This is a genomic window from Xenorhabdus szentirmaii DSM 16338, assembly GCF_002632585.1.
Taxonomy (GTDB): Bacteria; Pseudomonadota; Gammaproteobacteria; order Enterobacterales; family Enterobacteriaceae; genus Xenorhabdus; species Xenorhabdus szentirmaii.
The window spans coordinates 610,094-634,898 of sequence record NZ_NIBV01000001.1 but is presented as its reverse complement, the minus strand read 5'-3'; the positions used below and the strand labels follow the sequence as shown (position 1 = coordinate 634,898).

21 protein-coding genes, 1 tRNA gene and 1 pseudogene are annotated in these 24,805 nt (G+C 45.1%); 14 read left to right on the top strand and 9 right to left on the bottom strand.

Annotation, left to right across the window (positions count from 1 at the left end; all coding sequences use genetic code 11):
• Positions 1–321 carry an iron donor protein CyaY gene (gene cyaY / locus Xsze_RS02960; RefSeq protein WP_038242278.1) on the bottom strand — a complete coding sequence of 107 codons (321 nt, stop codon included), beginning with the start codon at positions 319–321 and terminating at the stop codon, positions 1–3.
• 78 nt (positions 322–399) lie between these two features.
• Here cyaY and lptM point away from each other — a divergent pair, with 78 nt between their 5' ends.
• The 7 genes from lptM to corA all read left to right on the top strand — a co-directional run bounded on the left by lptM (position 400) and on the right by corA (position 7,115).
• Positions 400–570, top strand: coding sequence for an LPS translocon maturation chaperone LptM (gene lptM, locus Xsze_RS02955; RefSeq protein WP_071991850.1), 171 nt, complete (start codon positions 400–402; stop codon positions 568–570).
• Positions 571–636: 66 nt separating this feature from the next.
• Positions 637–1,461 carry a diaminopimelate epimerase gene (gene dapF / locus Xsze_RS02950; protein WP_038242280.1) on the top strand — a complete coding sequence of 275 codons (825 nt, stop codon included), beginning with the start codon at positions 637–639 and terminating at the stop codon, positions 1,459–1,461.
• A gap of 61 nt (positions 1,462–1,522) precedes the next feature.
• The gene (locus Xsze_RS02945) at positions 1,523–2,227 is read left to right on the top strand and encodes a DUF484 domain-containing protein (RefSeq protein ID WP_038242281.1); all 705 of its coding nucleotides are present in this window, start codon (positions 1,523–1,525) and stop codon (positions 2,225–2,227) included.
• The gene (gene xerC, locus Xsze_RS02940; protein WP_038242283.1) at positions 2,224–3,138 is read left to right on the top strand and encodes a tyrosine recombinase XerC; all 915 of its coding nucleotides are present in this window, start codon (positions 2,224–2,226) and stop codon (positions 3,136–3,138) included. Before Xsze_RS02945 ends, xerC begins: the two co-directional genes overlap by 4 nt.
• Positions 3,138–3,854 carry a 5-amino-6-(5-phospho-D-ribitylamino)uracil phosphatase YigB gene (yigB, locus tag Xsze_RS02935; protein WP_038242286.1) on the top strand — a complete coding sequence of 239 codons (717 nt, stop codon included), beginning with the start codon at positions 3,138–3,140 and terminating at the stop codon, positions 3,852–3,854. Before xerC ends, yigB begins: the two co-directional genes overlap by 1 nt.
• A gap of 56 nt (positions 3,855–3,910) precedes the next feature.
• Positions 3,911–6,076: a DNA helicase II gene (gene uvrD, locus Xsze_RS02930; RefSeq protein ID WP_456303150.1), complete on the top strand. Its 2,166-nt coding sequence runs from the start codon at positions 3,911–3,913 to the stop codon at positions 6,074–6,076.
• A gap of 88 nt (positions 6,077–6,164) precedes the next feature.
• Positions 6,165–7,115, top strand: a complete 951-nt coding sequence (gene corA, locus Xsze_RS02925) for a magnesium/cobalt transporter CorA (RefSeq protein WP_038242291.1) — start codon at positions 6,165–6,167, stop codon at positions 7,113–7,115.
• Positions 7,116–7,405: 290 nt separating this feature from the next.
• On the opposite strand, the gene rarD is transcribed toward corA, so the two are convergent.
• Both rarD and Xsze_RS02915 read right to left on the bottom strand, forming a co-directional pair.
• The gene (gene rarD / locus Xsze_RS02920) at positions 7,406–8,296 is read right to left on the bottom strand and encodes an EamA family transporter RarD (RefSeq protein ID WP_038242296.1); all 891 of its coding nucleotides are present in this window, start codon (positions 8,294–8,296) and stop codon (positions 7,406–7,408) included.
• A 396-nt stretch (positions 8,297–8,692) separates the two neighbouring features.
• Entirely contained in the window at positions 8,693–9,178 is a 486-nt protein-coding gene (locus Xsze_RS02915) for a thioesterase family protein (protein ID WP_038242298.1), read from the bottom strand.
• Between the two features lie 326 nt (positions 9,179–9,504).
• Between Xsze_RS02915 and pldA the strand changes: the two are divergent.
• The 4 genes and pseudogenes from pldA to yigL form a co-directional block, all read left to right on the top strand.
• Positions 9,505–10,274: pseudogene (gene pldA / locus Xsze_RS02910) on the top strand (phospholipase A); the annotation flags it as partial.
• A gap of 127 nt (positions 10,275–10,401) precedes the next feature.
• A complete protein-coding gene (gene recQ, locus Xsze_RS02905; protein WP_038242300.1) occupies positions 10,402–12,228 on the top strand; it encodes an ATP-dependent DNA helicase RecQ in 1,827 nt (608 codons plus the stop codon).
• Between the two features lie 90 nt (positions 12,229–12,318).
• Entirely contained in the window at positions 12,319–13,317 is a 999-nt protein-coding gene (gene pldB / locus Xsze_RS02900) for a lysophospholipase L2 (RefSeq protein WP_038242302.1), read from the top strand.
• 21 nt (positions 13,318–13,338) lie between these two features.
• Positions 13,339–14,139 carry a sugar/pyridoxal phosphate phosphatase YigL gene (yigL, locus tag Xsze_RS02895; protein WP_038242303.1) on the top strand — a complete coding sequence of 267 codons (801 nt, stop codon included), beginning with the start codon at positions 13,339–13,341 and terminating at the stop codon, positions 14,137–14,139.
• A 155-nt stretch (positions 14,140–14,294) separates the two neighbouring features.
• On the opposite strand, the gene Xsze_RS02890 is transcribed toward yigL, so the two are convergent.
• On the bottom strand, positions 14,295–15,329 hold the full coding sequence (locus tag Xsze_RS02890; RefSeq protein WP_038242306.1) for an MFS transporter: 1,035 nt from the start codon (positions 15,327–15,329) through the stop codon (positions 14,295–14,297).
• Between the two features lie 820 nt (positions 15,330–16,149).
• Here Xsze_RS02890 and Xsze_RS02885 point away from each other — a divergent pair.
• Complete coding sequence (locus Xsze_RS02885) at positions 16,150–16,581, top strand: carboxymuconolactone decarboxylase family protein (protein ID WP_038242309.1); 432 nt, start codon at positions 16,150–16,152, stop codon at positions 16,579–16,581.
• Between the two features lie 256 nt (positions 16,582–16,837).
• On the opposite strand, the gene Xsze_RS23085 is transcribed toward Xsze_RS02885, so the two are convergent.
• The 5 genes from Xsze_RS23085 to rsgA form a co-directional block, all read right to left on the bottom strand.
• Positions 16,838–17,056 carry a GntR family transcriptional regulator gene (locus tag Xsze_RS23085; protein ID WP_084616404.1) on the bottom strand — a complete coding sequence of 73 codons (219 nt, stop codon included), beginning with the start codon at positions 17,054–17,056 and terminating at the stop codon, positions 16,838–16,840.
• 57 nt (positions 17,057–17,113) lie between these two features.
• Positions 17,114–18,337 (bottom strand): MFS transporter, encoded by a 1,224-nt coding sequence (locus tag Xsze_RS02870; protein WP_038242312.1) that lies wholly within the window; start codon positions 18,335–18,337, stop codon positions 17,114–17,116.
• A 12-nt stretch (positions 18,338–18,349) separates the two neighbouring features.
• The gene (mscM, locus tag Xsze_RS02865; RefSeq protein WP_038242315.1) at positions 18,350–21,694 is read right to left on the bottom strand and encodes a miniconductance mechanosensitive channel MscM; all 3,345 of its coding nucleotides are present in this window, start codon (positions 21,692–21,694) and stop codon (positions 18,350–18,352) included.
• A gap of 26 nt (positions 21,695–21,720) precedes the next feature.
• Complete coding sequence (gene asd, locus Xsze_RS02860; RefSeq protein WP_051462648.1) at positions 21,721–22,644, bottom strand: archaetidylserine decarboxylase; 924 nt, start codon at positions 22,642–22,644, stop codon at positions 21,721–21,723.
• A gap of 93 nt (positions 22,645–22,737) precedes the next feature.
• Positions 22,738–23,796, bottom strand: a complete 1,059-nt coding sequence (gene rsgA, locus Xsze_RS02855) for a small ribosomal subunit biogenesis GTPase RsgA (protein WP_038242318.1) — start codon at positions 23,794–23,796, stop codon at positions 22,738–22,740.
• Positions 23,797–23,906: 110 nt separating this feature from the next.
• On the opposite strand from rsgA, the gene orn reads away from it, so the two are divergent.
• Both orn and Xsze_RS02845 read left to right on the top strand, forming a co-directional pair.
• Positions 23,907–24,452: an oligoribonuclease gene (orn, locus tag Xsze_RS02850; RefSeq protein WP_038242321.1), complete on the top strand. Its 546-nt coding sequence runs from the start codon at positions 23,907–23,909 to the stop codon at positions 24,450–24,452.
• A 275-nt stretch (positions 24,453–24,727) separates the two neighbouring features.
• Positions 24,728–24,803: transfer RNA gene (locus Xsze_RS02845), tRNA-Gly, on the top strand.
• Positions 24,804–24,805: the final 2 nt, after the last annotated feature.

The following is a 24,805-nucleotide window of genomic DNA, read 5'->3' as shown; positions in this document are numbered from 1 at the left end:
TTACAGAAGTTGGAACGGCTCACCGCTCTGTTCTGTGATGGCTTGTGCCAATACAGCAATAAAATTATCCCCGTTGCGATCGCAAACCCACTGGCTATCCTGATAGTTAAAATGGTATCCCCCATTTTTGGTTGCCAGCCAGATTTGGTGGAAGGGTTCTTGGCGGTTAATAATGATCTTGCTGCCGTTTTCAAAACTTAATGTCATCACACCGCCGTTTGTTTCACAGTCTATATCCGCGTCACCATCATAATTATCTAATTGTTCTTCGAGATGAAGCATCAATTTATCGGCTAATTGATGAAATTCGCTGTCGTTCATGTTTATTTCCTATTTGCTTTTCAGGGCCTAGCTGCGATTATAGAGAGTATTGGCGCATGAATCACAGGCATTAATATGATGAAAAAACAATTCCGTTGGTCGCTGGCTATCATAACATTACTTTCTCTGGCTGGCTGTGGCTTAAAAGGCCCCCTTTATTTTCCCCCCGCCAAAGCATTTGCGGCACAAGATACTGTGAGCAACATGAATAAAGCGCAGACAAAGGATATGTCAGGAAGCGGTTTTTAAAAATAAAATATCAGTGAACGCTTAATAATAGCCCGTTGGTCATGGGATTTTTCTTGGGGGTCGTATATGCAGTTCTCCAAAATGCACGGTCTTGGCAATGACTTTATGGTCGTTGATGCAGTGACCCAGAATGTTTACTTTTCTCCGGAGCTAATTTGCCGTTTGGCTAACCGGAATACCGGAGTTGGTTTTGATCAACTCCTGCTTGTTGAAGCCCCCTATGATCCTGACCTAGACTTCCACTATCGTATTTTTAATTCAGATGGCAGTGAAGTTTCCCAGTGCGGTAATGGGGCCCGCTGTTTTGCCCGGTTTGTCCGCCTTAAGGGGCTGACTAACAAGCGTGATATCAAAGTCAGTACACAAGCGGGCCGGATGGTGTTGAGCGTTACAAATGATGATCAAGTTTGTGTCAATATGGGTGAACCCAACTTTGAACCGCAGCGTATTCCTTTTCGAGCTAACAAGGCTGAAAAAACGTATATTATCCGCGCAATGGAACGCACAGTGCTTTGTGGTGTGGTATCAATGGGAAATCCTCACTGTGTTATACAGGTTGAAGATATCAATACCGCTGAGGTAGAAATATTGGGGCCGATATTAGAAAGTCACGAACGGTTTCCTGAACGGGCAAACATCGGGTTTATGCAGGTAATGAACAGAAATCACATTCGGTTGCGGGTTTTTGAACGTGGTGCCGGAGAAACTCAGGCATGTGGTAGCGGTGCATGTGCAGCGGTTGCTGTGGGGATACAACAAAATCTGTTGGATAACCAAGTGAGAGTTGATCTTCCCGGCGGTATTTTGCAAATTAGCTGGAATGGACCGGGAACCCCACTTTATATGACAGGAGCGGCAACCCATGTCTATGATGGTACAATTCATTTGTGATTCTCATTCGTGATTGGTTTGATGTTGATTGAATCATGCTGGATATATGAGGCATTGAAAGATGCGTAAAAAGAACGAGCCATTGCACATCGAAAATGGGTTGGATGATCAAGTGGTTGTGGATTACCTATTGAGTAATCCTGATTTTTTTATTCGCAATGCCAATATGGTCGATAAAATAAGAGTACCCCATCCGGTCAGGGAAAGTGTCTCTTTGATGGAATGGCACATGAATCGCCAAAGAAACCACATCCGTTATCTGGAAAATGAGCTAAACCATTTGGTGGAGCATGCAAAGCAAAATGAAGTCTTGTTCTGTCATCTCCTGCTTTTGGTTTCTGAGCTTTCGAGTGCCCAGAGTTTGCAGGATTTTCTGGCCCGGTTGAGTTTATGGACCAAAACACTGGGATTAAGCAACAGCTACATTCGGTTATTCAATGACAAATGGCGTCTTGGCGCTCCCCTGAATTCACCGGAGCTGTCCCTTTCCCGCTATGCTTTTGAACCTATCCGTATCCAGCGGTTTGGTGATAACAACCATTACCTTGGTACATTGCACGGCCCGGAAATTTTGCTGTTGATGCCACAGGCACGCCATGTCGGCTCGGTGGCGATTTCTCTTTTGGGCATGCAAGGGGATTTGGGCATGGTGATTTTCAATAGCCATGATAAACATCATTATCACGAAGGGATGGGGACTGATCTGCTGGATCATTTAGCCAAATTGCTGCCGGGATTATTATCCCGTTGGATTGAACGAGCATGAGCCAGCCAATTGATCGACTGCTGGAGTCTGTAGAGGCTTTTTTACATTACCTGCGGGTTGAGCGGCGTTTAAGTCCTGTCACAATTCTCAATTATCGGCGTCATTTGACCGTTTTGGCCGGAATGTCCGTGGAAATGGGAATACATGAATGGCAGGCGCTGGAGCCGGAGAAAGTCAGAGTGTTTGCCTCCCGTAGCCGTCGTGCAGGATTGCAGTCTGCCAGCCTTGCCCTCCGGCTTTCTTCCTTGCGCAGTTTTCTTGACTGGATGGTCACACAAGGGGCACTTGGCGTTAATCCGGCCAAATCCGTCAGTGCGCCTCGCAAAAAACGCCATTTACCTAAAAACATGGATGTAGATGAAGTCAGCCAATTGCTTGACATCAATATGGATGATCCCTTGTCAATCCGCGACAGGGCGATGCTGGAAGTGATGTATGGTGCAGGGCTTCGGTTGTCTGAATTGGTCGGCCTTGACTGCCGTCACTTAGATCTGGAAAGTGGTGAAGTTTGGGTGCATGGCAAGGGCAGCAAAGAACGTAAAGTCCCCTTTGGCCGTACGGCGCAGGAATGGCTTCAACGTTGGCTGGAAATGCGGGGGTTATTTGAACCGGATGATAATGCGATTTTTATCTCTACCCGAAGCGGGAAACGGATTTCGGCCCGCAATGTACAGAAACGATTTGAACAGTGGGGGATTAAGCAAGGCGTGAACAGCCATATCAACCCCCATAAATTGCGCCACTCTTTTGCTACGCATATTTTGGAATCCAGTGGAGATCTGCGCGCAGTACAGGAATTGCTTGGTCATGCTAACCTGTCAACGACCCAAATCTATACTCATTTGGATTTCCAGCATTTGGCCAAAGTTTATGATGTGGCCCACCCCAGAGCCAAGCGAGGAAAATCATAATGCGTTTTTATCGGCCTCTCGCATCGTTTGCTGCGATGACATTCGATCTGGATGATACGCTTTACGATAATCATCCTGTTATCGATAAAACCGAAAAAGAAGTGTTGTGTTTTATCAGGCAGTACGACGCCAAATTCAGCCAATTCAAGCGTGAAGACCTCTCTTTATACCGTCAGGCCGTTCTTGAGCGTGAACCAGACATTTACCATGATATGACATTATGGCGCCGTCAATCGTCGGAACTGATGTTCATCCATTACGGTTTCAGCCGTGAAGAAGCAGTGCGGGGTACTGATGAGATTATGTCCTGCTTTACACATTGGCGTAATCAAATCACTGTTCCGGAAGCAACTCATAGCACCCTCTCCATATTGGCGGAAAAAATACCGCTGGTGGCAATCACTAATGGAAATGCAGAACCTGCCGCTTTCGGGTTGGACCCTTATTTTGAATTTGTATTGAAAGCAGGTACAGATGGACGGGCCAAACCCTATTCAGATATGTATCATTCGGCGGCTGAACGGTTGAGTTTACCGGTAAATCAGATCCTGCATGTGGGGGATAATCTTAAAACCGATGTTGAAGGTGCACTTTGCAGCGGAATGCAGGCATGTTGGATTAATCTCGACAATAAGAATCTGATGCAGGAGCCAGAAGGGCGCTTGCTGCCCCATGTTGAGATTTCTGATTTGGCTTCTTTGATAGCACTGTTATAATTCCGCCCTGTAATCTGTATAAAAAAACAGTATCACTTACTCAATTGATGGTAATTATGGACGTTTCTTATCTGATCGAAAGCCTGAATGATAAACAACGCGAAGCAGTCGCGGCATCCCGTAAAAATATGCTGGTGTTGGCGGGTGCCGGTAGTGGTAAAACGCGTGTATTGGTTCATCGTATTGCCTGGTTATTGTCAGTTGAGAATGCCTCTCCATTTTCCATCATGGCAGTAACGTTTACGAATAAAGCCGCCGCAGAAATGCGCCACCGCATTGAAAACCTGATTGGAACAAGTCAGGGCGGCATGTGGATTGGTACTTTTCACAGCCTTGCACACCGTTTATTGCGCGCCCATCATCTTGATGCAGGTTTGCCACAGGATTTCCAGATCCTTGACAGCGAAGATCAACACCGCCTGATAAAGCGAATCATTAAGGCGATGAATTTGGATGATAAACAGTGGCCTGCCCGTCAGGGCATGTGGTATATCAACGGCAAAAAAGATGAAGGGCTACGACCGCAGCATATTGAAAGCTATGGCAATCCGGTGGAAGCCACATGGCTGAAAATTTACCAGACCTACCAAGAGGCATGTGATCGTGCGGGGTTAGTGGACTTTGCCGAATTGCTGTTGCGTGCTCATGAACTTTGGCTAAACAAGCCTCAAATTCTGCAGCATTACCGTGAACGTTTTACTAATCTTCTGGTTGATGAATTTCAGGATACCAACAGCATTCAATATGCTTGGATACGTCTTCTGGCAGGTGAAACCGGCAAGGTCATGATCGTTGGGGATGATGATCAGTCCATTTATGGCTGGCGTGGCGCTCAGGTGGAAAATATCCAGCGTTTCCTCAAAGATTTTCCCGGCGCAGAAACCATTCGCCTGGAACAGAATTATCGTTCTACCAGCAATATCCTCAAGGCTGCCAATGCACTCATCGCTCATAACAGTGACCGGTTAGGCAAAAACTTGTGGACTGAAGGGGGAGAAGGTGAACCCATTTCATTGTACTGCGCGTTCAATGAACTGGATGAATCCCGCTATGTTGTTGGCCGCATCAAGCACTGGCTGGATAATGGGGGCGCGTTGAAAGAGTGCGCTATTCTGTATCGCAGCAATGCCCAGTCCCGTGTTTTGGAAGAAGCCTTGTTACAGGCCTCCATGCCTTATCGCATTTATGGCGGCCAGCGTTTCTTCGAGCGTCAGGAAATCAAAGATGCTTTATCCTACTTGCGATTGGTGGCAAACCGTCATGATGATGCGGCTTTTGAGCGTGTGGTCAATACACCGACCCGCGGGATTGGCGACAGGACACTTGATGTTGTGCGTCAGGTCGCGCGTGATCAGCAAAAAACGCTATGGGAAAGCTGCCAGTTGCTGATTCAGGAAAAAGTGCTGGCGGGACGGGCGGCATCGGCATTGCAGCGTTTCCTTGAATTGATTGAGGCGCTGGAAACAGAAACGCAGGAAATGCCTTTGCATGTACAGACAGATCGCATTATCCGCGATTCTGGTTTATGGGCTATGTATCAGCAGGAAAAAGGCGAAAAAGCGCAGGCGCGCATTGAAAACCTTGAGGAACTTGTCACGGCAACACGTCAATTCAGCTACACGGACGAAGATGAAAATCTGCTGCCTTTGCAGGCTTTTCTTTCTCATGCCGCGCTGGAATCAGGAGAAGGTCAGGCAGATGCTTATCAGGATGCCGTACAATTGATGACATTGCACTCGGCAAAAGGGCTGGAATTTCCGCAGGTTTTTATCGTGGGAATGGAAGAGGGAATGTTCCCGAGCCAGATGTCCCTTGATGAAAGTGGCAGGCTGGCAGAAGAGCGTCGTTTGGCTTATGTGGGTGTAACGAGGGCGATGGAAAAACTGACACTGACTTATGCGGAAAGTCGTCGCTTATACGGCAAAGAAGTGTATCATCGTCCATCTCGTTTTATTGGAGAGCTACCGACAGAATGTGTGGCAGAAGTTCGTCTGCGTGCCACGGTATCCCGTCCGGTAAACCATAAACGATTGGGCACACCCATCAGTGCCAATGATAGCGGCTATGCGCTCGGGCAGCGTGTACGCCATCCCAAGTTTGGTGAAGGGACGATTATCAATATAGAAGGCAGTGGGGAACATTGCCGCTTGCAGATCGCGTTTCAGGGTGAAGGCATCAAGTGGCTGGTCGCCGCTTATGCCAGACTCGAAACAGGCCAATAATCCGGTTGAATGTTGACAGGCTTTTTCTTCTGAGCGTAACATTCGCGCCTTACAATAAATGTAGGGAGTATAAGGAGACTTATGGTACATGCTGAACGCATTTAAATTAGAGAATAATCGCCTGCTCCGTCTTGAATTTGAAGAAGGTGATAAGTTATCCGACTCCATGTGGGTAGATTTGGTTGGATTGGGGGATGATGATCGTCTTCGGGTCCAAAATGAGCTTGGGCAAGTTCTGGCAACCCGCACTGAACTGGATGACATCGAAGCATCGGCACGTTTTTTTGAAGATGAAGATGGGATGCATGTCCACTCATTCTTCTATTTTGAAGATGCCGAAGACCATGCTGGCAACTCGACCGTCGCATTTACGATCCGTGATGGCCGTCTCTACACATTGCGAGAGCGTGAACTCCCTGCATTTCGATTATACCGAATGCGCGCCCGTAACCAGACGATGGTTGACGGAAATGCTTATGAACTGCTGATGGACCTGTTCGAAACCAAAATTGAGCAGTTGGCTGACGTCATTGAAAATATTTACAGCGTACTGGAATCCCTGAGCCGGGTCATCATGGAAGGCAAGCAAGGGGACGAATTTGATTCAGCGCTTTCCAACCTTGCAGAGCAGGAAGATATTGGCTGGAAAGTTCGTTTATGTCTGATGGATAGCCAGCGTGCACTGAACTTCCTTGTGCGTCGTGCTCGTTTGCCTGCCAATCAGCTCGAACAGGCCCGTGAAATTCTGCGAGATATTGAATCCTTATTGCCGCACAACGAATCTCTGTTCCAGAAAGTGAACTTCCTGATGCAAGCGGCGATGGGTTTTATCAACATTGAACAGAGCCGCATCATTAAAATTTTTTCCGTTGTTTCTGTGGTCTTCCTGCCACCGACATTGGTTGCTTCCAGCTATGGGATGAACTTCAAATTTATGCCAGAACTGGATTGGACATTTGGTTATCCAGCGGCCATTGGATTGATGATAGCCGCAGGGCTGGCGCCTTATCTCTATTTCAAGCGGAAAAACTGGCTGTAAAAACGCACAGGTTATACCGATTTCAGGTCGCTGTTTTTTGCCTGCCTTGATTTATTTCAGTCACATAGATAACTGTGTGACTGAAGTTCACACTCCTTTCTCCTGATAACATGTTAATTATTCCGGCCAAACTGAATCCGGATATTTGTCTTTATTGCTTTCCGAAACTTTTTTCCAGGGCATAGTTTCAGAACCTGTTTTCAGAACTCGCTTTCAGAGCTGGTTTTCAGTAAATGGCAGATGAACGGTGTTGATACCTTCGCCCATTTAAGGGCGGAGGGATAACCGGATTACTTACGCAGGCGTCGCTGGGTATACAGTGCATCCAACGTGAACAGGAGCAATGCTGCCCAGATAAAGCCGAATGTGATCAAACGCTCTGAACCAATTTTTTCACCATAAACCAGTGTTGCCAGCAAGAACATCAATGTCGGGGCGAGATATTGGAAGAATCCCAGTGTGGACAAACGCAGGTGGGACGCCGCGGCCGTAAAAAATAACAACGGTACAGTCGTGATAATACCCGCAGCAATCAGCAATAGATTCAAGGACATCGTGTTATTCAACATATTGCTGGTTGGAGTATGTGTGAAAAACAACAGATAAATCAGTGCAACCGGGAATACCCAAATGGTTTCAATCAGCGTACCGGTTTGAACATCAACGCCCAGTTTCTTGCGAATGAGTCCATAAAGTGCAAACGTTGTTGCCAAATACAGGCCAATCACCGGCACAGAACCAAATTGCCACAGTTGAATCAATACACCTGTAACGGCCAGGCCTACGGCGATCCACTGCATGCGGCGAAAGCGTTCACCAAGAAATATCATCGCGAACAACACACTCACCAAAGGATTAATAAAATACCCAAGGCTGGCTTCCAGCATGTGATTATTATTGACTGCCCAAATATAAGTCAGCCAGTTACTGGCAATCGTAAAGGCAGAAACACCCAACAGCAGAAGGATTTTCGGTTTTTTGATGGCAGATGCAACCTGACGCCAGTGACGGGTTACCGTCAACAACAGAACCATAAAGAAAACCGACCAGATAACACGGTGTGACACGATTTCATCGGGGGGGACGTATTGTATTTCTTTGAAGTAAATAGGAGCGAAACCCCAAATGAGGTAGGCACCTAAGGCATAGAGGATACCTTTGGCAGTCTGTTGGTTATTCATAATATCCTTGAATGTTTCGAGAGTTAAGAAGAGACGTGAGAGTATTCGCTCATGAACCTATACAATGTGGCACTGGGTTGCATGATTTACAAGTAGTTAATAGCTTGAATAATAAATTAAATTTTTTCTATTATTCAAGTGATTATTTATGCGAAGTTGTTATAAAAACATAAAGTAGTTATCTGTTTTGATGTTGCCGGCTTCTGTTTTATTTTCACGCATTTTCACGAAATGTCATAAATACCGCGACCGTTACATCAATATTTCTGGTTATGCCCCGTGTGTGATATCGCATGCAATTACAGGGTGAATGCGGTTATCAACATGAATTCAGAGAGCAAGGGCATAACAGATTTAAATGCGACAGGATGCCGTCACTGAATAACGATAAAAACGTTAACCAACTAAATAAGTTCCTGTTGCACTGGCAATATGCACTTGATTTTCATTATGAAGCTCAATTCTGGCAACAGACACTTTATTTCCATTGCGGATAATATTGCAGCTGGCCGTAAATACTTCGCCACGTCCGGGACGCAGATAATCGATGCGTAAATCAATCGTGCCGAGAGTGGATAAACGTTTTTGCATCTCTGCAATTGTCAGAAGTTCCAGTGAGGTGAGAGCATTTCCCGCACAGACCAGCCCGCCAGCCACATCCAGTATGGTTGCAATTGCACCGCCATGCAGAATATTTTGCGTTATATTGCCGACCAGCTTTTCCTGATTGCAAAATTGCACTTCTGCATAGTCCTGTTCGAATCGGAGTAATTCAAGCCCCAGAAGCCGGTTAAATGGCATATGGTAAATAAAAATTTCACCGATAAATAGACGGGCTTCTTCAGGTGTTAATACTTTGTCCACTTGCTGCATATTTTCCATTGTAGTTTCCTGATAATGAAATGGCGGTTTCCTGATAATGAAAAGTAAAACGGCTGAATTCTAATGGGTAACTGTCGTTAATAACTTGTTAATTTTATGCCTTGGACAGCAAATTTACCAGTCTGTGAAACACTTCGAAAAATAATTAACTGAAAAAAAACGGGCTACAAAAAATAACCATATAGCGTGTAGAATAAGCGGCAATTCTTTATCTCGCAATTATCACAATAGGAAAAACCAGAGATGCGTTGGCTATGGAAAATGCTGCTTGTTTATTCTCATCAATGTGTTATAGAGCAAAAAAACAGATTGGTGAGTTGAATGGAAGAGGGGGTGTGTTTGCGATAATATTGGGGGAGCAGGAATCACCATTGATGCTCTATTCCTACGATACAAATTACCTTATCTATACTTATGGCTCCAGTATGAATAAACCGGCCATCCACAGTTATGATTGGTCAGATCAGGCTCGCAAAGATGAAGTCAGTTTTCAGATAAGTTTTGGTTTCCCGTTATGGCAGGGAATTCTCGGTGAAGGCTCATTGCTTGGTGCTTCTTATACTCAGCGGTCATGGTGGCAACTCAGCAATAAGAAAGAATCCTCCCCATTCCGTGAAACCAATTATGAGCCGCAGATCTTTCTGGCACGGCTGACTGACCATGAGTTTGCAGGTTGGCATTTACGAGAAATTGAAATGGGTTTTAATCACCAATCCAATGGGCGCCCGGAAGACGTAGCTGGAATCGTCTGTATGCGCGTTTTATGGCACAAAAAGGCAATTGGCAGGTGGATTTCAAGCCGTGGTACCGGCTGCCGGAAAGTTCATGCCATGATGACAATGATGATATCAGCCGCTATCTGGGCCATTACCGCCTGAAGGTCGGTTATATCTGGGGAGACAGCGTATTTACGGCTCAAGGGCGTTACAACTGGAGTAGTGGCTATGGAAGCGGAGAGCTGGGTTGGAGTTACCCGATCACCAAGCACATGCGTCTTTATACACAGCTTTTCGCAGGATACGGGGAGTCAATGATTGACTACAATTTCAAACAGACCCGTTTTGGTATCGGCGTTATGTTGAATGATATGCTGTAATGGCGCCGACCGTGCAGTCGCATGATATACAGACCGTAATGGCGTGCCTGTATTTGTATGGCCTGTTTTTTCAGGCTGTTCCAAAGATTGGCGTTTAATGATTAGCTTCTAACGATTGAGGAAAGGCGTGTCTACCGCAGAACTCATCAGCACGGCATCGCTGGCTGAACAAGCATTACGAAAAACATTCGGATATCAGCAATTTCGCCCGGGGCAACAGCAGGTGATCGACGCCGTTCTTGGTGGACGTGATTGCCTGGTGGTGATGCCAACAGGGGGCGGAAAATCACTGTGCTACCAGATCCCCGCATTGGTAAAAAACGGCCTGACACTGGTTGTATCCCCGCTTATTTCACTGATGAAAGATCAGGTCGATCAGTTGCGGGCAAATGGCGTTGATGCGGAATGCCTGAACTCAACTCAAAACCGTGAACAGCAATTTGACATTATCCAACGGTGTCGTCAGGGAAGCATTAAACTGCTTTATATTGCTCCTGAGCGTTTGGTAACGGACAATTTTCTTGATCAACTTCGTGATTGGCAACCTGTGCTATTGGCAGTAGATGAAGCCCACTGTATTTCACAATGGGGGCATGATTTCCGTCCGGAATATCGCGCACTGGGTCAACTTCGTCACCGCTTTCCTGAACTTCCTGTGGTTGCATTGACGGCGACGGCAGATAAAACCACCCGTCAGGATATCGTTCGCCTATTGGAATTACATGATCCGGTTATCCATATCAGCAGCTTTGATCGGCCTAATATTCGCTATACGCTGGTCGAGAAATATAAGCCACTTGATCAGCTTTGGGCATTTGTCCGCGGCCAGAAAGGGAAAAGCGGGATCATATATTGCAATAGTCGCAATAAAGTGGAAGAAACAGCAGAACGCCTGCAAAAACGTGGGCTAAGTGTCGCACCTTACCATGCCGGATTAGATAACAATCAGCGTGCATGGGTACAGGACGCTTTCCAGCGGGATGACTTACAGGTGGTTGTCGCAACGGTTGCATTTGGCATGGGAATTAACAAACCCAATGTACGTTTTGTTGTACATTTTGATATTCCTCGTAACATTGAATCCTACTATCAGGAAACGGGAAGAGCAGGGCGGGATGGTTTACCTGCCGAAGCCGTGCTGTTTTATGATCCTGCCGATATGGCATGGCTGCGCCGTTGTCTGGAAGAAAAAGAGGCGGGTGAACGACAAGACATAGAGCGGCATAAGCTCAATGCAATGGGGGCGTTTGCAGAAGCCCAGACCTGCCGGCGCTTGGTGTTGCTCAACTATTTTGGTGAAAGCCGTCAGGCTGCCTGTGGCAATTGTGATATTTGCCTTGATCCCCCCAAGCGTTATGATGGCCTGGTGGAAGCGCAAAAAGCCCTGTCCTGCATCTATCGCGTTGGTCAGCGTTTTGGGGTTGGCTATATCGTAGAAGTGCTTCGTGGTGCGAATAATCAACGCATCAGGGATTTTGGGCACGACAAATTGCCTGTTTATGGCATTGGCAAAGAACAGAGCCAGGAACATTGGATGAGCATTTTACGCCAGCTTATCCATCTGGGGCTGATTAGCCAAAACATTGCCAATTTCTCTGCATTGCAACTGACAGAAGCTTCCCGGCCTGTGTTGAGGGGGGAAGTGCCATTGCAGCTTGCTGTACCACGTATTCAAAGCCTGAAAAGCCGTAATCAGCAAAACAAATCATACAGTGGTAACTATGATCGCAAGTTGTTTGCAAAATTGCGCAAATTACGTAAATCCATTGCGGATGAAAACAATATTCCCCCTTTTGTTGTCTTCAATGATGTTACGTTAATTGAGATGTCAGAACAGTGCCCGATAACGCCGGATGAACTTTTGCAGATTAATGGCGTTGGGCAGCGAAAACTGGAACGTTTTGGTGATGCCTTCATGGCATTGATCCGCGATCACTTTGACGGATTGGAGTAGCAGAAAGGTTTTAATAACAGACAGGTTTTAATAACAGACTGATAATGAGAGCCTAATGGAATAGGGCATTGTTATAACAGAGGGTGATGAATGGCACCTGAGATATTGAAAGAGAGCTGGTTAAACCGCGAACCTCAGTACTCAGCCTTTATGAATGGAGCATTGCTGGATTTCTGGTATACACGGGACGAACGGCATTTTATGGGAGTTGATGATATTCCCATCCGCTATGTCTCCTTTTGTTCCCCATTTCATGACAAAACGCTTGTGATTTTGCCCGGCCGTAGTGAAAGCTATGTGAAATATACTGAAATAGCCTACGATTTTTATCATCTGGGCTATGATATTTTTATCATTGATCATCGTGGGCAAGGGCGTTCAGGGCGAATGTTGAAGGATCGGCAAAAAGGGCATGTTGAATCATTCGATCACTATGTGGATGATTTTGCAAAATTTGTCGAATTAGAAGTCATGCCTCGTCAGCATCAGTGTTGTTATGCACTGGCCCATTCTATGGGAGGGGCTATCTTGAGTCGTTTTCTAATGCGTTATCAGGAACCGGTTTTTCGTGCAGCGGCACTCTGTGCGCCCATGTTTGGCATCAACTTACCCATGCCTCGTTGGTTGGCTAATTTTTTGGTCAATCAGGCTGAACTGCATATTGAAAAGCGCAATGCCTATGCATTATCAACAGGTCAATGGCAGCCGTTACCCTATTTTATCAATCTGCTAACGCACAGTTATGCGCGTTATCAGCGTTATTTACGCTATTATGTTGATTATCCAGAATTACGTCTCGGTGGCCCGACTTACCATTGGATGCGGGAAAGCCTGCGAATGGGAGATAATTTAGTTGAAAATGCCGACAAAATTCGAACGCCACTCACTGTGTTGCAGGCGAGTGAAGATAAAGTAGTGAGTAACCGGGAGCAGCTGGCTTTTTGCAATACACGTCAAAAAGCGGGCGTAGAGCCGGAAAAACAACAGCTTCTGGTTATTCAAGGCGCTCATCACGAAATCTTGTTCGAGAAAGATATATTACGAGCACAAGCTCTCAATGCAATTTGTGATTTTTTTGATCTTCATTGACTTAGTTTAGGAACTATAACTATGTATCATGTTGTCGCTTCAGATTTAGATGGAACATTGCTGTCACCCGCCCACAAATTAACGCCTTATACCAAGGAAACCCTGAACTTACTGACAGACCAAGGCATCCATTTTATTTTTGCGACAGGTCGCCATCATATTGATGTAGGGCAGATCCGGGATGGGCTTGGTATCAATGCTTATATGATCACATCAAACGGAGCAAGAGTTCATAACACTCAGAATGAACTGGTATTCAGCCATAATTTAAATCCTGATATTGCGCATGAATTATGTTTATTGGAGTTTGACAATCCTAATATCCTGACTAACTACTTCAATAACGATGATTGGCTCATTAATCGTGAAGCACCTGAGCAAGTTGATTTTTTTCAGGAGTCTGTTTTCCATTACCAGATTTTCCAGCGTGATAACTTCCCGACGGACGGGGTGTGCAAAGTCTATTATTACAGTGAAGATCATGATTATCTCGTGGAGTTGGAAAAGCGGATCAAAGCGCGTTGGGGAGAAAGAGTCAACGTCAGCTTTTCATTGAGTAGTTATCTGGAAGTCATGGCAGGGGGTGTTTCTAAAGGCTATGCCCTGGAGCAGGTATGTCAGTCCCTTGGATACTTATTGAGTGATTGCATTGCCTTTGGTGATGGCATGAATGACAGAGAAATGCTGAGCGCGGCAGGCAAGGGGTGCATCATGCAGGGAGCACACCAGCGTTTAAAAGATACGCTGCCAGAGATGGAAGTGATTGGTTCTAATGCTGATGATGCCGTTTCTTGTTACCTGCGACAAGTATACCAAGTTTGATGTTAATTATTTGACGATTTATTTGGCAAATAAAACGAATACAGAGAACGGGTAAATTGAAAACAGCATCTGGCCGGATGCTGTTTTCACTGCATATTTGCTAATCAATAGTATGGCAAAATAGCACAAATTGCCATCGGAAATACCTATTTTCCTTATTGAATAGCGATTAAATTTCTATCCAAATACCTTCTGAAAAGTAATGCCACAGGGGCAATAAGGCTGATTGCGAAAATATAATTCCATACATGCTGATAATTATTGGCGAAAATCAGGGGCACCAGCCCTGTTGCAATAATCCCCAGCGTTATTGCAAAAATAGACGTGAAAATAAAAACCAGCTTGCGTTGTGGATAACGACCGGAGAGCCGCTCCATAATGAAACCGACTAATATGGCCCCACAGCCATATATGATCCCATAGGTTGCATACGAGCCGATAGGTTCAAGAAGTACATCATTCATAAAGGGAGCTTGGATCACGTTGATTGTCATAATGCAAATAAAGGGTATATTCCCCATTGCCATATAGCAAAACAGATCGGTTTTTAAAAATGAAAGTGAAAGTTTGGGGAGTGGTGCTTGCGTATTTTTGCTGCCGGTAGTGACGTTGGATGTATAAGGGATCACCATTAGCATAACCAGAGAAATAAATGCCATTCCTGCCAGCACGAGAAAAATATCTGTGCTGGTTAATGTGGTTGAAAAGAAAAATACCAGGGCTGCCGCCAATAGAATCGAAGACTGGGTTTCAATCTCAAGGATGGCATTAATGCGATAAAGTTGACTCTCAGCAAAGATATCTTTGATAAATCCTTGTCGGGTATTGTAGAAAACCGAATAATAAATTTGGATAAATAAATACGCCCCAATCAAGGCATATAAGCGGTTCAAAAAAGTGTCGTCAGAGAGAGCAAGAAACAGAAAAAGCACCAAGATGACAATGGTGATAAACGTGAGGATTGATTTTCGATTGAAAGAATCAATCAATTTGCCAATAAAAGGTGATAAAAAAAGAATTAAAAGCGCAGATAACATCGCGGTATTGGCAAGGAATACAGGCTCACCGGCAGTATTGCTGATATACCATGGAATGAGATACATCCCGATAGAAACTGCAATAGATGAAAATAAGTTGGATATCAAAAAAAATGTTATCAGCAACCAAGGTCGCTCGGATAAAATTTTCATGTCGCCTCTGATAAGGAAGAAATACACATAGCAACGATTTTTCCTTGAATGATAGGATTTTGTTAAAATTATGTAAATGATTGACCGGTGGGGACGGCATTTTTTGCCATTATTGCTGCTATTGATGAAATGATATGCAGTGGGTATTGATTTGTTAAAAGTAATCACAAAATTACCCATACAATGGCAATGGAAAATAGTCATTTAACTGAAAGGTATAATAAGTTAATGGGTTTTATTCTTCTGATGGTTTTATGTATAACTTTGATATGAACCGGAGAGGTTTATATTGTTTATGTTGTTAATTTTGCACTTATAAGTATTTTATTGTTCATTAACCCATAATGGCATTAACGGGGTAGTATTATCTTATAAATATCAGGATATGGCATTTTACGATAAATAAGTATAGAGTGAGTTATCCTTTAATAGTTTGTTTTTTTATTTTTTATAATCCTAATTCAAATATAGTGATGTGACGAATTACTCTCTTAATACCGTTTTAATCAAGAATGGTATTTAGTGAGGTAGATTCTTGATATAGAATGAATTAACGATTTAGTTAGCTACCTGCATAGCAAAACACTGCTTATTATTTTAAGCAGTGTTTTTTTTATTTCCGAACAGAAAATATTGGCGATGGGAAGATAGGTTTGATGTTCAATCAAATCTTGTCATGATTAAAAATGCCAATCTTGTCTCTGATCTGAATCGATGATTTATTATATCGTTAACAGTGATGATCGTTGACAACAATAATAGTTAACAACAATAATCGTTAACAATAATGACTATGCTACAAAGATAAGGACCATGACGCATGAGTGGATTACGTCTTGCTTATTACGATTTATCCCCCGAATTGCTGCAAGGATTTCGTATTGTCAAAGATGAATTGGAAAAGAGCCCGTTAGGATTAAAGTTAATAGAATTGGTTTACTTGCGAGTTTCCCAAATTAACGGTTGCTCTTTCTGTCTCAATAAACATTCTCGCTCTTTACGAGAAAATCAAGAAACTGACCGCCGTTTGTGGGAATTGGCGGGATGGCGTGTCAGCAACCAATTTACCCTTCGTGAAAAAGCCGCATTGGAATGGGCGGAAGCTTTAACATATATTTCCACAACTCATGCTGATGATGAGGCGTATTTCCCTTTGAAAGCGCATTTTACGGATAAGGAAATTTCAGATCTGACTTTTGCAATCTCTCTCATGAATGGTATGAATCGGCTTGCAATAGGCATGCGTCAGTAGTTTTGGAACAGGCAGTTTTGTAGATCTTGGGCATGGCGCAAAGCCATTTCTGGTGTTTTTTCATTGGCGAAGCCGAACAGTAACCCTTTGCCGCAATCAGCGCTCAAGCCTCGTGAAGACAGGGCAGCAATACCAAGGCCTTGTTTTCTGGGAAGTTGGGACAGGGCAATATCATCTTCATGTTGATTCAGTTTTGCCAGTAAATGCAGTCCGCCTACGGGAATATCAAATTGAAGGCGGTTATTGAAAACCTGATTTAAACTTTCAATAACTCTATGCCTGCAACGCGTGGGGAGACAATGGTTCCGGCTTGTCCCCTTGCTTCCAGATAACCTTCGCTGATCAGCAACATATAAGCTGATTCTACCGTACTGCGGGAAACATGTAGTTCATTAGATAATGTGCGAATAGAAGGAATACGTTGTTCAGGCTGTAATATGCCTTGATTGATGGCCTGAATAAGGCGTTGGTATATCTGGCGATAGAGAGGCTTTTTTCTGCGAGGAAAGACCGGACTGAAAAAAGGACCCTTTCATTGAATCATGTTCCCGCTCGTCATGCTCCCACGCATGAATTTGTATATGACTAATCCTACCAATACGATAGAAGCCATTATCAGAGGCGTTTGCTTGGCAAAACCTGATTCCAGCACTGTGCCAAAAAAGAGATACCCCACAGGTACAGCAAGGTATCGGGTAGAAGAAAACAGCGTCATGATCCTGCCAAATAATTTCTCAGGAACCTGACGTTGAATCAGTGTGATTTCGACGGGGGCAGAAAAACCAATACAGAAACCAATGGCGAAAAGGTGAATAAACAGGGCAGATTGCCCCTCAAATAAATTCAGCGACATCAGGCACAGGGAGAAAAAACCATAGCCGCAAAGGATAATCCGGTGACTGGAAAAATAGTTACCGTAAACGCCGTACAACAACGAAGAAAGTGTGGTACTGGCGCCGAAGCAGGTCATTGAAATACCGAGGCTCCAAACGGAATTAAATTCTTGTTGATTGATATAGGGTAAATAAACGATCAAAAACGGTGTAATAACAATATTTATCAACGAACTGATGGCAAGAACTGAGAAAATTTCTTTTTCGGATTTAAGGTATCTGAATGCTTCACAGAAATAGTGGTGTGGTCGGGAGGGCACGACGGTCACTTCATTGATATCAGCGACAAAATGTTTTTTCAGCATAATCAGCCCCAATGCGACAACTAAAAAACTCACTGCATCGAAATACAGGGCGTTTATCGTACCGATCATGGCGATAATCAATGAGCCCACAACAGGGCCAATCAGGTCACAAATATTCTCAATGGTACTGTTGATCCCATTGATCAGCTCATGCCCGCTTTTATTTTTTTTGATCTCCTTTGCCAGCATGATGTCTTTTGCCAGACGTCCGGGAGAATCTAAAATGGTGGAAAATATCAGTAAAACTGCCAGTAAATAAAAGTGCAGGACATCCATCGTATAAAAAACGGGGATCAGCAGAACGCTCAGAAAATTCACCAGATCAGATAATAACGAGATACGGAATGCCCCGTATTTATCGACCAGTTTTGCACTAAAGAAAATAGAGAGGATGAGCGGCAGGATTTTCGCCGACATCACGCTGGCAACCAACAGTGGGCTGCCTGATATTTCCAGGATCAACCATGGAATGGCAATTTCAGTAATGGCGTTTCCCAATATAGAAACGCCATTGAATGCCAGTAATCCACCAATTTGATAAGGTATGAGTTTTATCATGTCGGTTTGGTTTTATAATGCTCCTGATTTACGGGGAGGATTACGTCCTGAAGCATTCATCATGGAGCTACGAATTTCTTGTCCAAAAATATCAACATGGGCTTGAAATGGCGGGAATGGCAAAGTGATATTGTGTTTGCGGAATTCCTGCAAAATATGTTGATTGACTTCATGGCGTGCGGGCATGCGATGCCCCATTTCTGCCGCATAAGCACGTAATTCGTAAATTTGAATGCCCTGTTGTAGATCCACCAAATACACTTCTGGTGTTGGGTTATCGAGAATCAAAGGTGAATTTTTCGCTGCGGACATTAATATATCGGTGGCATAGGCCGATTCAGTGTCAGCAGGAACAGGGATGGTCAGGACAATACGGGTGACCGTGTCAGAGAGTGACCAGTTAATAAATTGCTCAGTGATAAAGGCTTTGTTAGGGACAATAATCTCTTTTCGGTCCCAGTCAGACAGTGTGGTCGCCCGTGTGTTGATTTTGGTGATACTGCCGGTCAGGCCCCGGATAGTCACGGTATCACCAATCCGGATCGGTTTTTCAAATAAGATTATCAGGCCGGAAATGATATTGGCGAAGATTTCTTGCAAACCAAAACCAAGGCCCACCCCCATCGCAGCGATCAGCCATTGTAGTTTCGCCCACTCAATGCCCATCAGAGAGAAGCCCACCAAGCCACCAATGAGGGTAATGCTGTATTTGGTCAGTGTCGTAATGGCGTAGCCTGTCCCCGGTGTCAGTTCCAGATGCTGCAACAGTGCGAGTTCCAGCAGTGCTGGCAGATTGCGGACAAGTTGTGCCGTAATCACAATGACCAAGATGGCAATTAATATTGACCCCATAGTGATGGGTTGGACTGTTTCAACGCCATTGATGGTTGTGCTGACATCCCAAAGACGGATCTTTTCAAGGAAAGAGAAGGCCGAATGCAGTTCAGACCACAATAGAATGAGGGAAACCAGTGCGGTCATCGTCAGAATTGAACGTACCAGTCCCAGCGATTGGGCGCTGATTGCGTCCAGATCAATGATAGGTTCTTCAACGTCGATCGAACCTTCTACACTGCTGTTGATATTCGCAGAATCGTCTTCGTTTTTGGCACGTTGAGCCAATATTTCGGCACGGCGCTGTTTTGCACGTTCAAATGCAATTTTACGCCGTTGGATCAACATCCAACGGCGAATGATGTGATAAATGACCAGCAGGAAAAACCAGATGGCGACGGAAGTTTCCAGACGGCCCAGCAAGGCTTGCGAGGTTTGCAAAAAGCCCAGGATCGACGCAAATGCGGCCAGAATGGGTGCAGAGAGCAATATCCACCATAGAATAGAATTTACAATATTCTCGCCTGAACCGTGTTTGTCCATATAAAGCGGGACACCCGCACGTTTCAGGCTGCTGGTGACCAGACTCAGGGAGATACAGAGCATCACGAAGCATAATCTGCCCAGGGTTGAGGTAAATTCCCGATCGCTGTAATGGTTGAACGTGATTAATGCCATCATGAGAGGCACGATCAGGAAAATGGACAGGCGATAGAAACGCATTGCCCGTTTTATACGCTCTTCTGGCCAGCGGAAGTGCGCGATAAATAAGCCGTTTGGATGGGCAAAGGCTCCGCTGAGCATGAAAATCCAGAGTACTGGCGTTGTATCACGTACACCATCGCCTATTGCGTTAGCCATCGGATACTGCCACGCATTTTGCAGGCCATAGCCAATGGCTGACCAGAGCATGGGCAATGGCAAGGCGGCAATGACAGACCAAAACACAGTGCGCAGGGTCAGGGAGAAATGATCCTGTGTGACTTTGCCGATACGATTGCTGGAACGTTCAAGGAAAGCATGGTATTGGCGATGTGAGCTGATGCTGAAAATCACCAGTAGCAATGTCCCCAACAGATAGAGCAGGGTATCCTGTGTGGTCAACATACTGTGAATGGCCCCACCCAGTTGTGAGAAGGTATCCAGAGACAGTAAGCGGGTTAAGTCCTGTACGACCAGCAGCGGATAATTCAGTGAGATGGGATTAACATCTGCAACCCAGAATAGATAGCGGTGTGTTGCATCCTGCACTTCTTTCAGGGCGTCGTTGAGCTGGCTGGTGGTGACTTTAAGCTTTGTCAGCTCCAGTATTTCATTGTCATAGCCTGAGATCAGCGAGTTCAATAACTCTTTCCGAGTGCGGTTAAGCGACTCATAAACCTGTTTTTGTGCCGGAGTCAGTGCGTTATATGAAGGAGATGTTTGGTCGGTGTCGTGTTGTGAACGTTCCAGCATTTCCTCATATTTCAGCCTTTCAACCCGCAATTCAACGATATTGCTGTCAAGTTGCTGAGATTTCGGCATATCCGGGATACGTGTAACCTGAGTTCTTAGGGCTTCCCCAAGTGCGGTAGAGTCATTTAGCCATTGGGCTTGTTCACGGATAGTGTTCAGTGTCTGGCGCACTTGCAGGATATCGCTGGCTGCTTTGCGTTGCTGTGAGCCAATGACGTCCATTTTCTGGGTCTGTTGGCTGAGCATTTGTGATAGATGGCGATTCTGTTGAAGCTCATCAAGCAAAAATTGCGGGAGCTTCCCGCCACTTTGCTCTGCCAGCATCTCGGTATGCTCAAGCGCGGATTCTGCTTTCTGCTGGCGTTGAATATTTAACTGGCTGCGCAGTTGCTGGAGTTTTAGATCCAGCCGTTGGTAGCGTTTTTTAAATAACTCAGCACGAATGCGGGAAATTTCCTGCCGGCTATTGGCAGAAAGTTGTGCCATCTCTAATTCCGTGGTCACTGCCTTGCGGGCATTCACTTCTGCCTGGGCAAGGCTCAATTGTGCTTCTGCCAGTGGCGTGGTCGGCGCTCCCAAAGATTGGAGGCGAGAGGTGGCTTCAGCCAACAGTCGTTTTGCCTCAACTTGCTGTTGCGGCAATTGATTCATTGAATCACTGATTTCTCGGATTTTGTCCTGCTCTTGCTGTAACAGACGTCCCTGATCCAATAGCTGACTGCTGATTTGGATAATCTGTTGTTCCAGATTGCTGGTAGGCTGGTTAGCTGGAATGGGGGGAACGGTATCACTTTCCGCAAGGATTTTCTGGCGCAGCTCTTTGATAATGGCAGGAAAATCATCAATGGCTTTTTGGTAACTCTGGGTACGCTCGTTAGCGGATTTTGTATCATTAATCCAATTGAGTGCCCCTTGAAGTGTTTGCGCGATTTCAGCATCCTGCGGTTCTTTGCTACCGCCCATCTGCTTCAGCTCTTGTTTCAATTGGGTTTCATTCAACTGTGGTATTGCAGCCAAAGCCGGGACCACAATCAGCAAGCTGAGAAGTAAACTGATAATCAGGCGCACAATAAGGGGCTCCTTGGAGTCTAAAATTAGCTAACGATATCGTGTTGATTCACTGAATCATCAGCATTTTCTAAGGGGTTTTCTGGCGTGACAGACTGTGCCATCAGACCACCCATGCGGGTTTGCGAGCCACTGTATAAGTTATTGGCAAAATTAATCTGATTGTGGGCAAACAGGTTAATAACGGTCGAACCCAGTTTGAAGCGTCCCATTTCTTCACCTTTCCTGAGGGAAACCGCACCTTCTTCTCCTTCGTCAGGATAAACCCAGCGTTTGATGATCCCTTCACGGGGAGGCGTGACACAACCGCCCCAGACAGTTTCAATACTGCCCACAATGGTAGCACCGACCAGAATTTGTACCATTGGCCCGAATTCTGTTTCAAACAGGCAAATAACACGTTCATTGCGAGCGAACAAATTCGGAACATTCGCCGCTGTCAGTGGGTTGACTGAGAACAGATCACCGGGAACATAGATCATCTCTTTGAGTACGCCATCACAGGGCATATGCACACAATGATAATCTTTGGGGGATAAGTAAGTCGTGACAAATTGCCCATCACGAAATTTCTCTGCCAGTTGATGTTGGCCGGCCAGCAAAGCTTCCACTGTGTAGTAGTGACCTTTGGCCTGAATGATTTGATCTTCGCGGATAGCGCCCAGCTGGCTGATTGTTCCGTCTGCCGGCAAGGCCAGTTGATGAGGCTCGTCAACAATAGGACGAACCTCCTCTTTCAAGGGGCGAATGAAAAATTCATTGAATGTCGAGTAAGCCGTGAATGAAGGATCTTTGGCTTCGTTCATGTCCACTTTATAGATTTTGGCGAAAGCCTTGATGACAAGTTGTGTCAACCAGCCGGCTTTTTTATTGGCGAACCAACCTGCTAAATGGGTAATGCATTGTTTTGGCAGCAAATATTGTAGCCTGATTTTAAGATTATCCAGCACATCAACCTCTTGGAGTATTCTTGGTAAATTGGACAAAAGTCTATCATTGTACCTGTCATTATTTTTAATGTCAGTGCATCGTTAATTATTGTCTTATTTTTGACTATCCGTGAAATTTCGGCGTGGTTTAACCTGTGCCATGCTTTCTAGGATCCGGTGATAATTCTCGAACCGCTCCTCTGCGATAGCACCTTGCTCCAGGGCTTCTTTCAAGGCACAACCGGGATCATCCTGATGTTTGCAATCGCGGAATTTACACCCCCCGAGGTATTCGCGGAATTCGATGAAACCTTGGGTTACCTGTTCTGGTGTCAGGTGCCACAATCCAAACTCACGGACACCCGGAGAGTCGATGACATCACCACCCAGCGGGAAATGGTAAAGGCGTGCCGTGGTTGTTGTATGCTGACCCAGGCCGGAATTGTCAGAAACTTCGTTGACCAGGATGCTGTTCTTATTGTCAGGCAGCAGTTCATTGAGCAGGCTGGATTTACCGACACCGGATTGTCCGGCAAAAATACTGATTTTATCCGCCAGCAGGGAGGTGAGTTCGGCAATGCCTTCACCGGTATAACTGGAGACTTCCAGCACGCGGTAGCCGATATGGCGGTAAATATCCATGACATCCCTGACCCATTCACGGCTGTCTGCATCCAGCAGATCAATTTTATTGAGCACAATCAAAGGCGCGATATTGAGCGTCTCACAGGCGACCAGATAACGATCAATAATATTCAGTGAAAGTTCAGGCAAGATAGCGGAGACAATCACGATTTGGTTTATATTTGACGCAATCGGTTTAATGCCGTCGTAATAATCGGGACGTGTGAGAACAGAAGTGCGTTCATGCACGGCTTCTACAATCCCATTAACTTTGACATCCGACTGAAGCTGCAATGCGGGACGCCATACTACGCGATCGCCTGTGACCAATGAGCGGATTGTCCTGCGGATATTGCAACGTTGTATAGAAGCGTCAGCGGCTTCAATGTCCGCATGTTGCCCGAACCGGCTGATCACGAGCCCTTCCCGCGGCTCACCAAGCTGGCTATCATCTATTTCTGGTTTATTGGCGTCAACTTTGTTCAGCCTGCGCTGATGATTGGCCTGTACACGGCGTTGCTGCCCTTTGGAAAGTTTATTCTTAGCCACCAAACCTCACTTATGTATTCTATCTTACTGATTATCGCTGTGAGTGATCAAAAACGTTATGATACATCACGGATAAAGACTACCGGCTTTAAAAGAAACTAGGATATATCATGTCAAAAAGTGAGAACAATCTTATCTGGATAGATTTAGAAATGACCGGATTAGATCCCGAGCATGATCGCATAATTGAAATTGCGACTATTGTAACCGATTCAGAATTGAATATCCTCGCGGAAGGGCCTGTTATTGCAGTACACCAATCTGATGAACAGCTGGCATTGATGGATGATTGGAATGTCCGGACGCACACCGGCAGTGGGTTGGTTGAGCGGGTGAAACAGAGCCGGTTTAATGATGCTGAGGCAGAAAAAGCGACAATTGCTTTTTTAGAGCAGTGGGTGCCGGCAGGAAAATCGCCGATTTGCGGTAACAGTGTGGGGCAGGATCGTCGTTTTCTGTATCGTTATATGCCGGAACTGGAAAAATATTTTCACTACCGGTATCTGGATGTCAGTACGCTCAAGGAGCTGGCCCGCCGTTGGAAACCTGAGGTGTTAGCAGGGCTCAGCAAGAAAAACACCCATCAGGCATTGGATGATATCCGGGAATCCATCGCTGAGTTGGTGCATTACCGTGAACATTTTATCCAGAAATAATATTTCCGGGAATAGAGTGCGATATTGGCAATCATCCCGGATGTAACACTCTCTTAGATTGATGATTAAGCAGATAATTTGTAGGTTTAATCATCAATTAGAGAAAAAACACGATTTTTTGCGTTTAGGGGCTTGCCACAAGCAGAATTTCTCGTATAATGCGCACCCCGTACCGATGAATAATTTCAACAGTACGAGTACCAAAATATTTCATCAAAAATACTTCGTCAGTAGTGTGATGTAAGCAATATTGAATAAGTCATATTGAAATGTAAGCGGGAATAGCTCAGTTGGTAGAGCACAACCTTGCCAAGGTTGGGGTCGCGAGTTCGAGTCTCGTTTCCCGCTCCAAA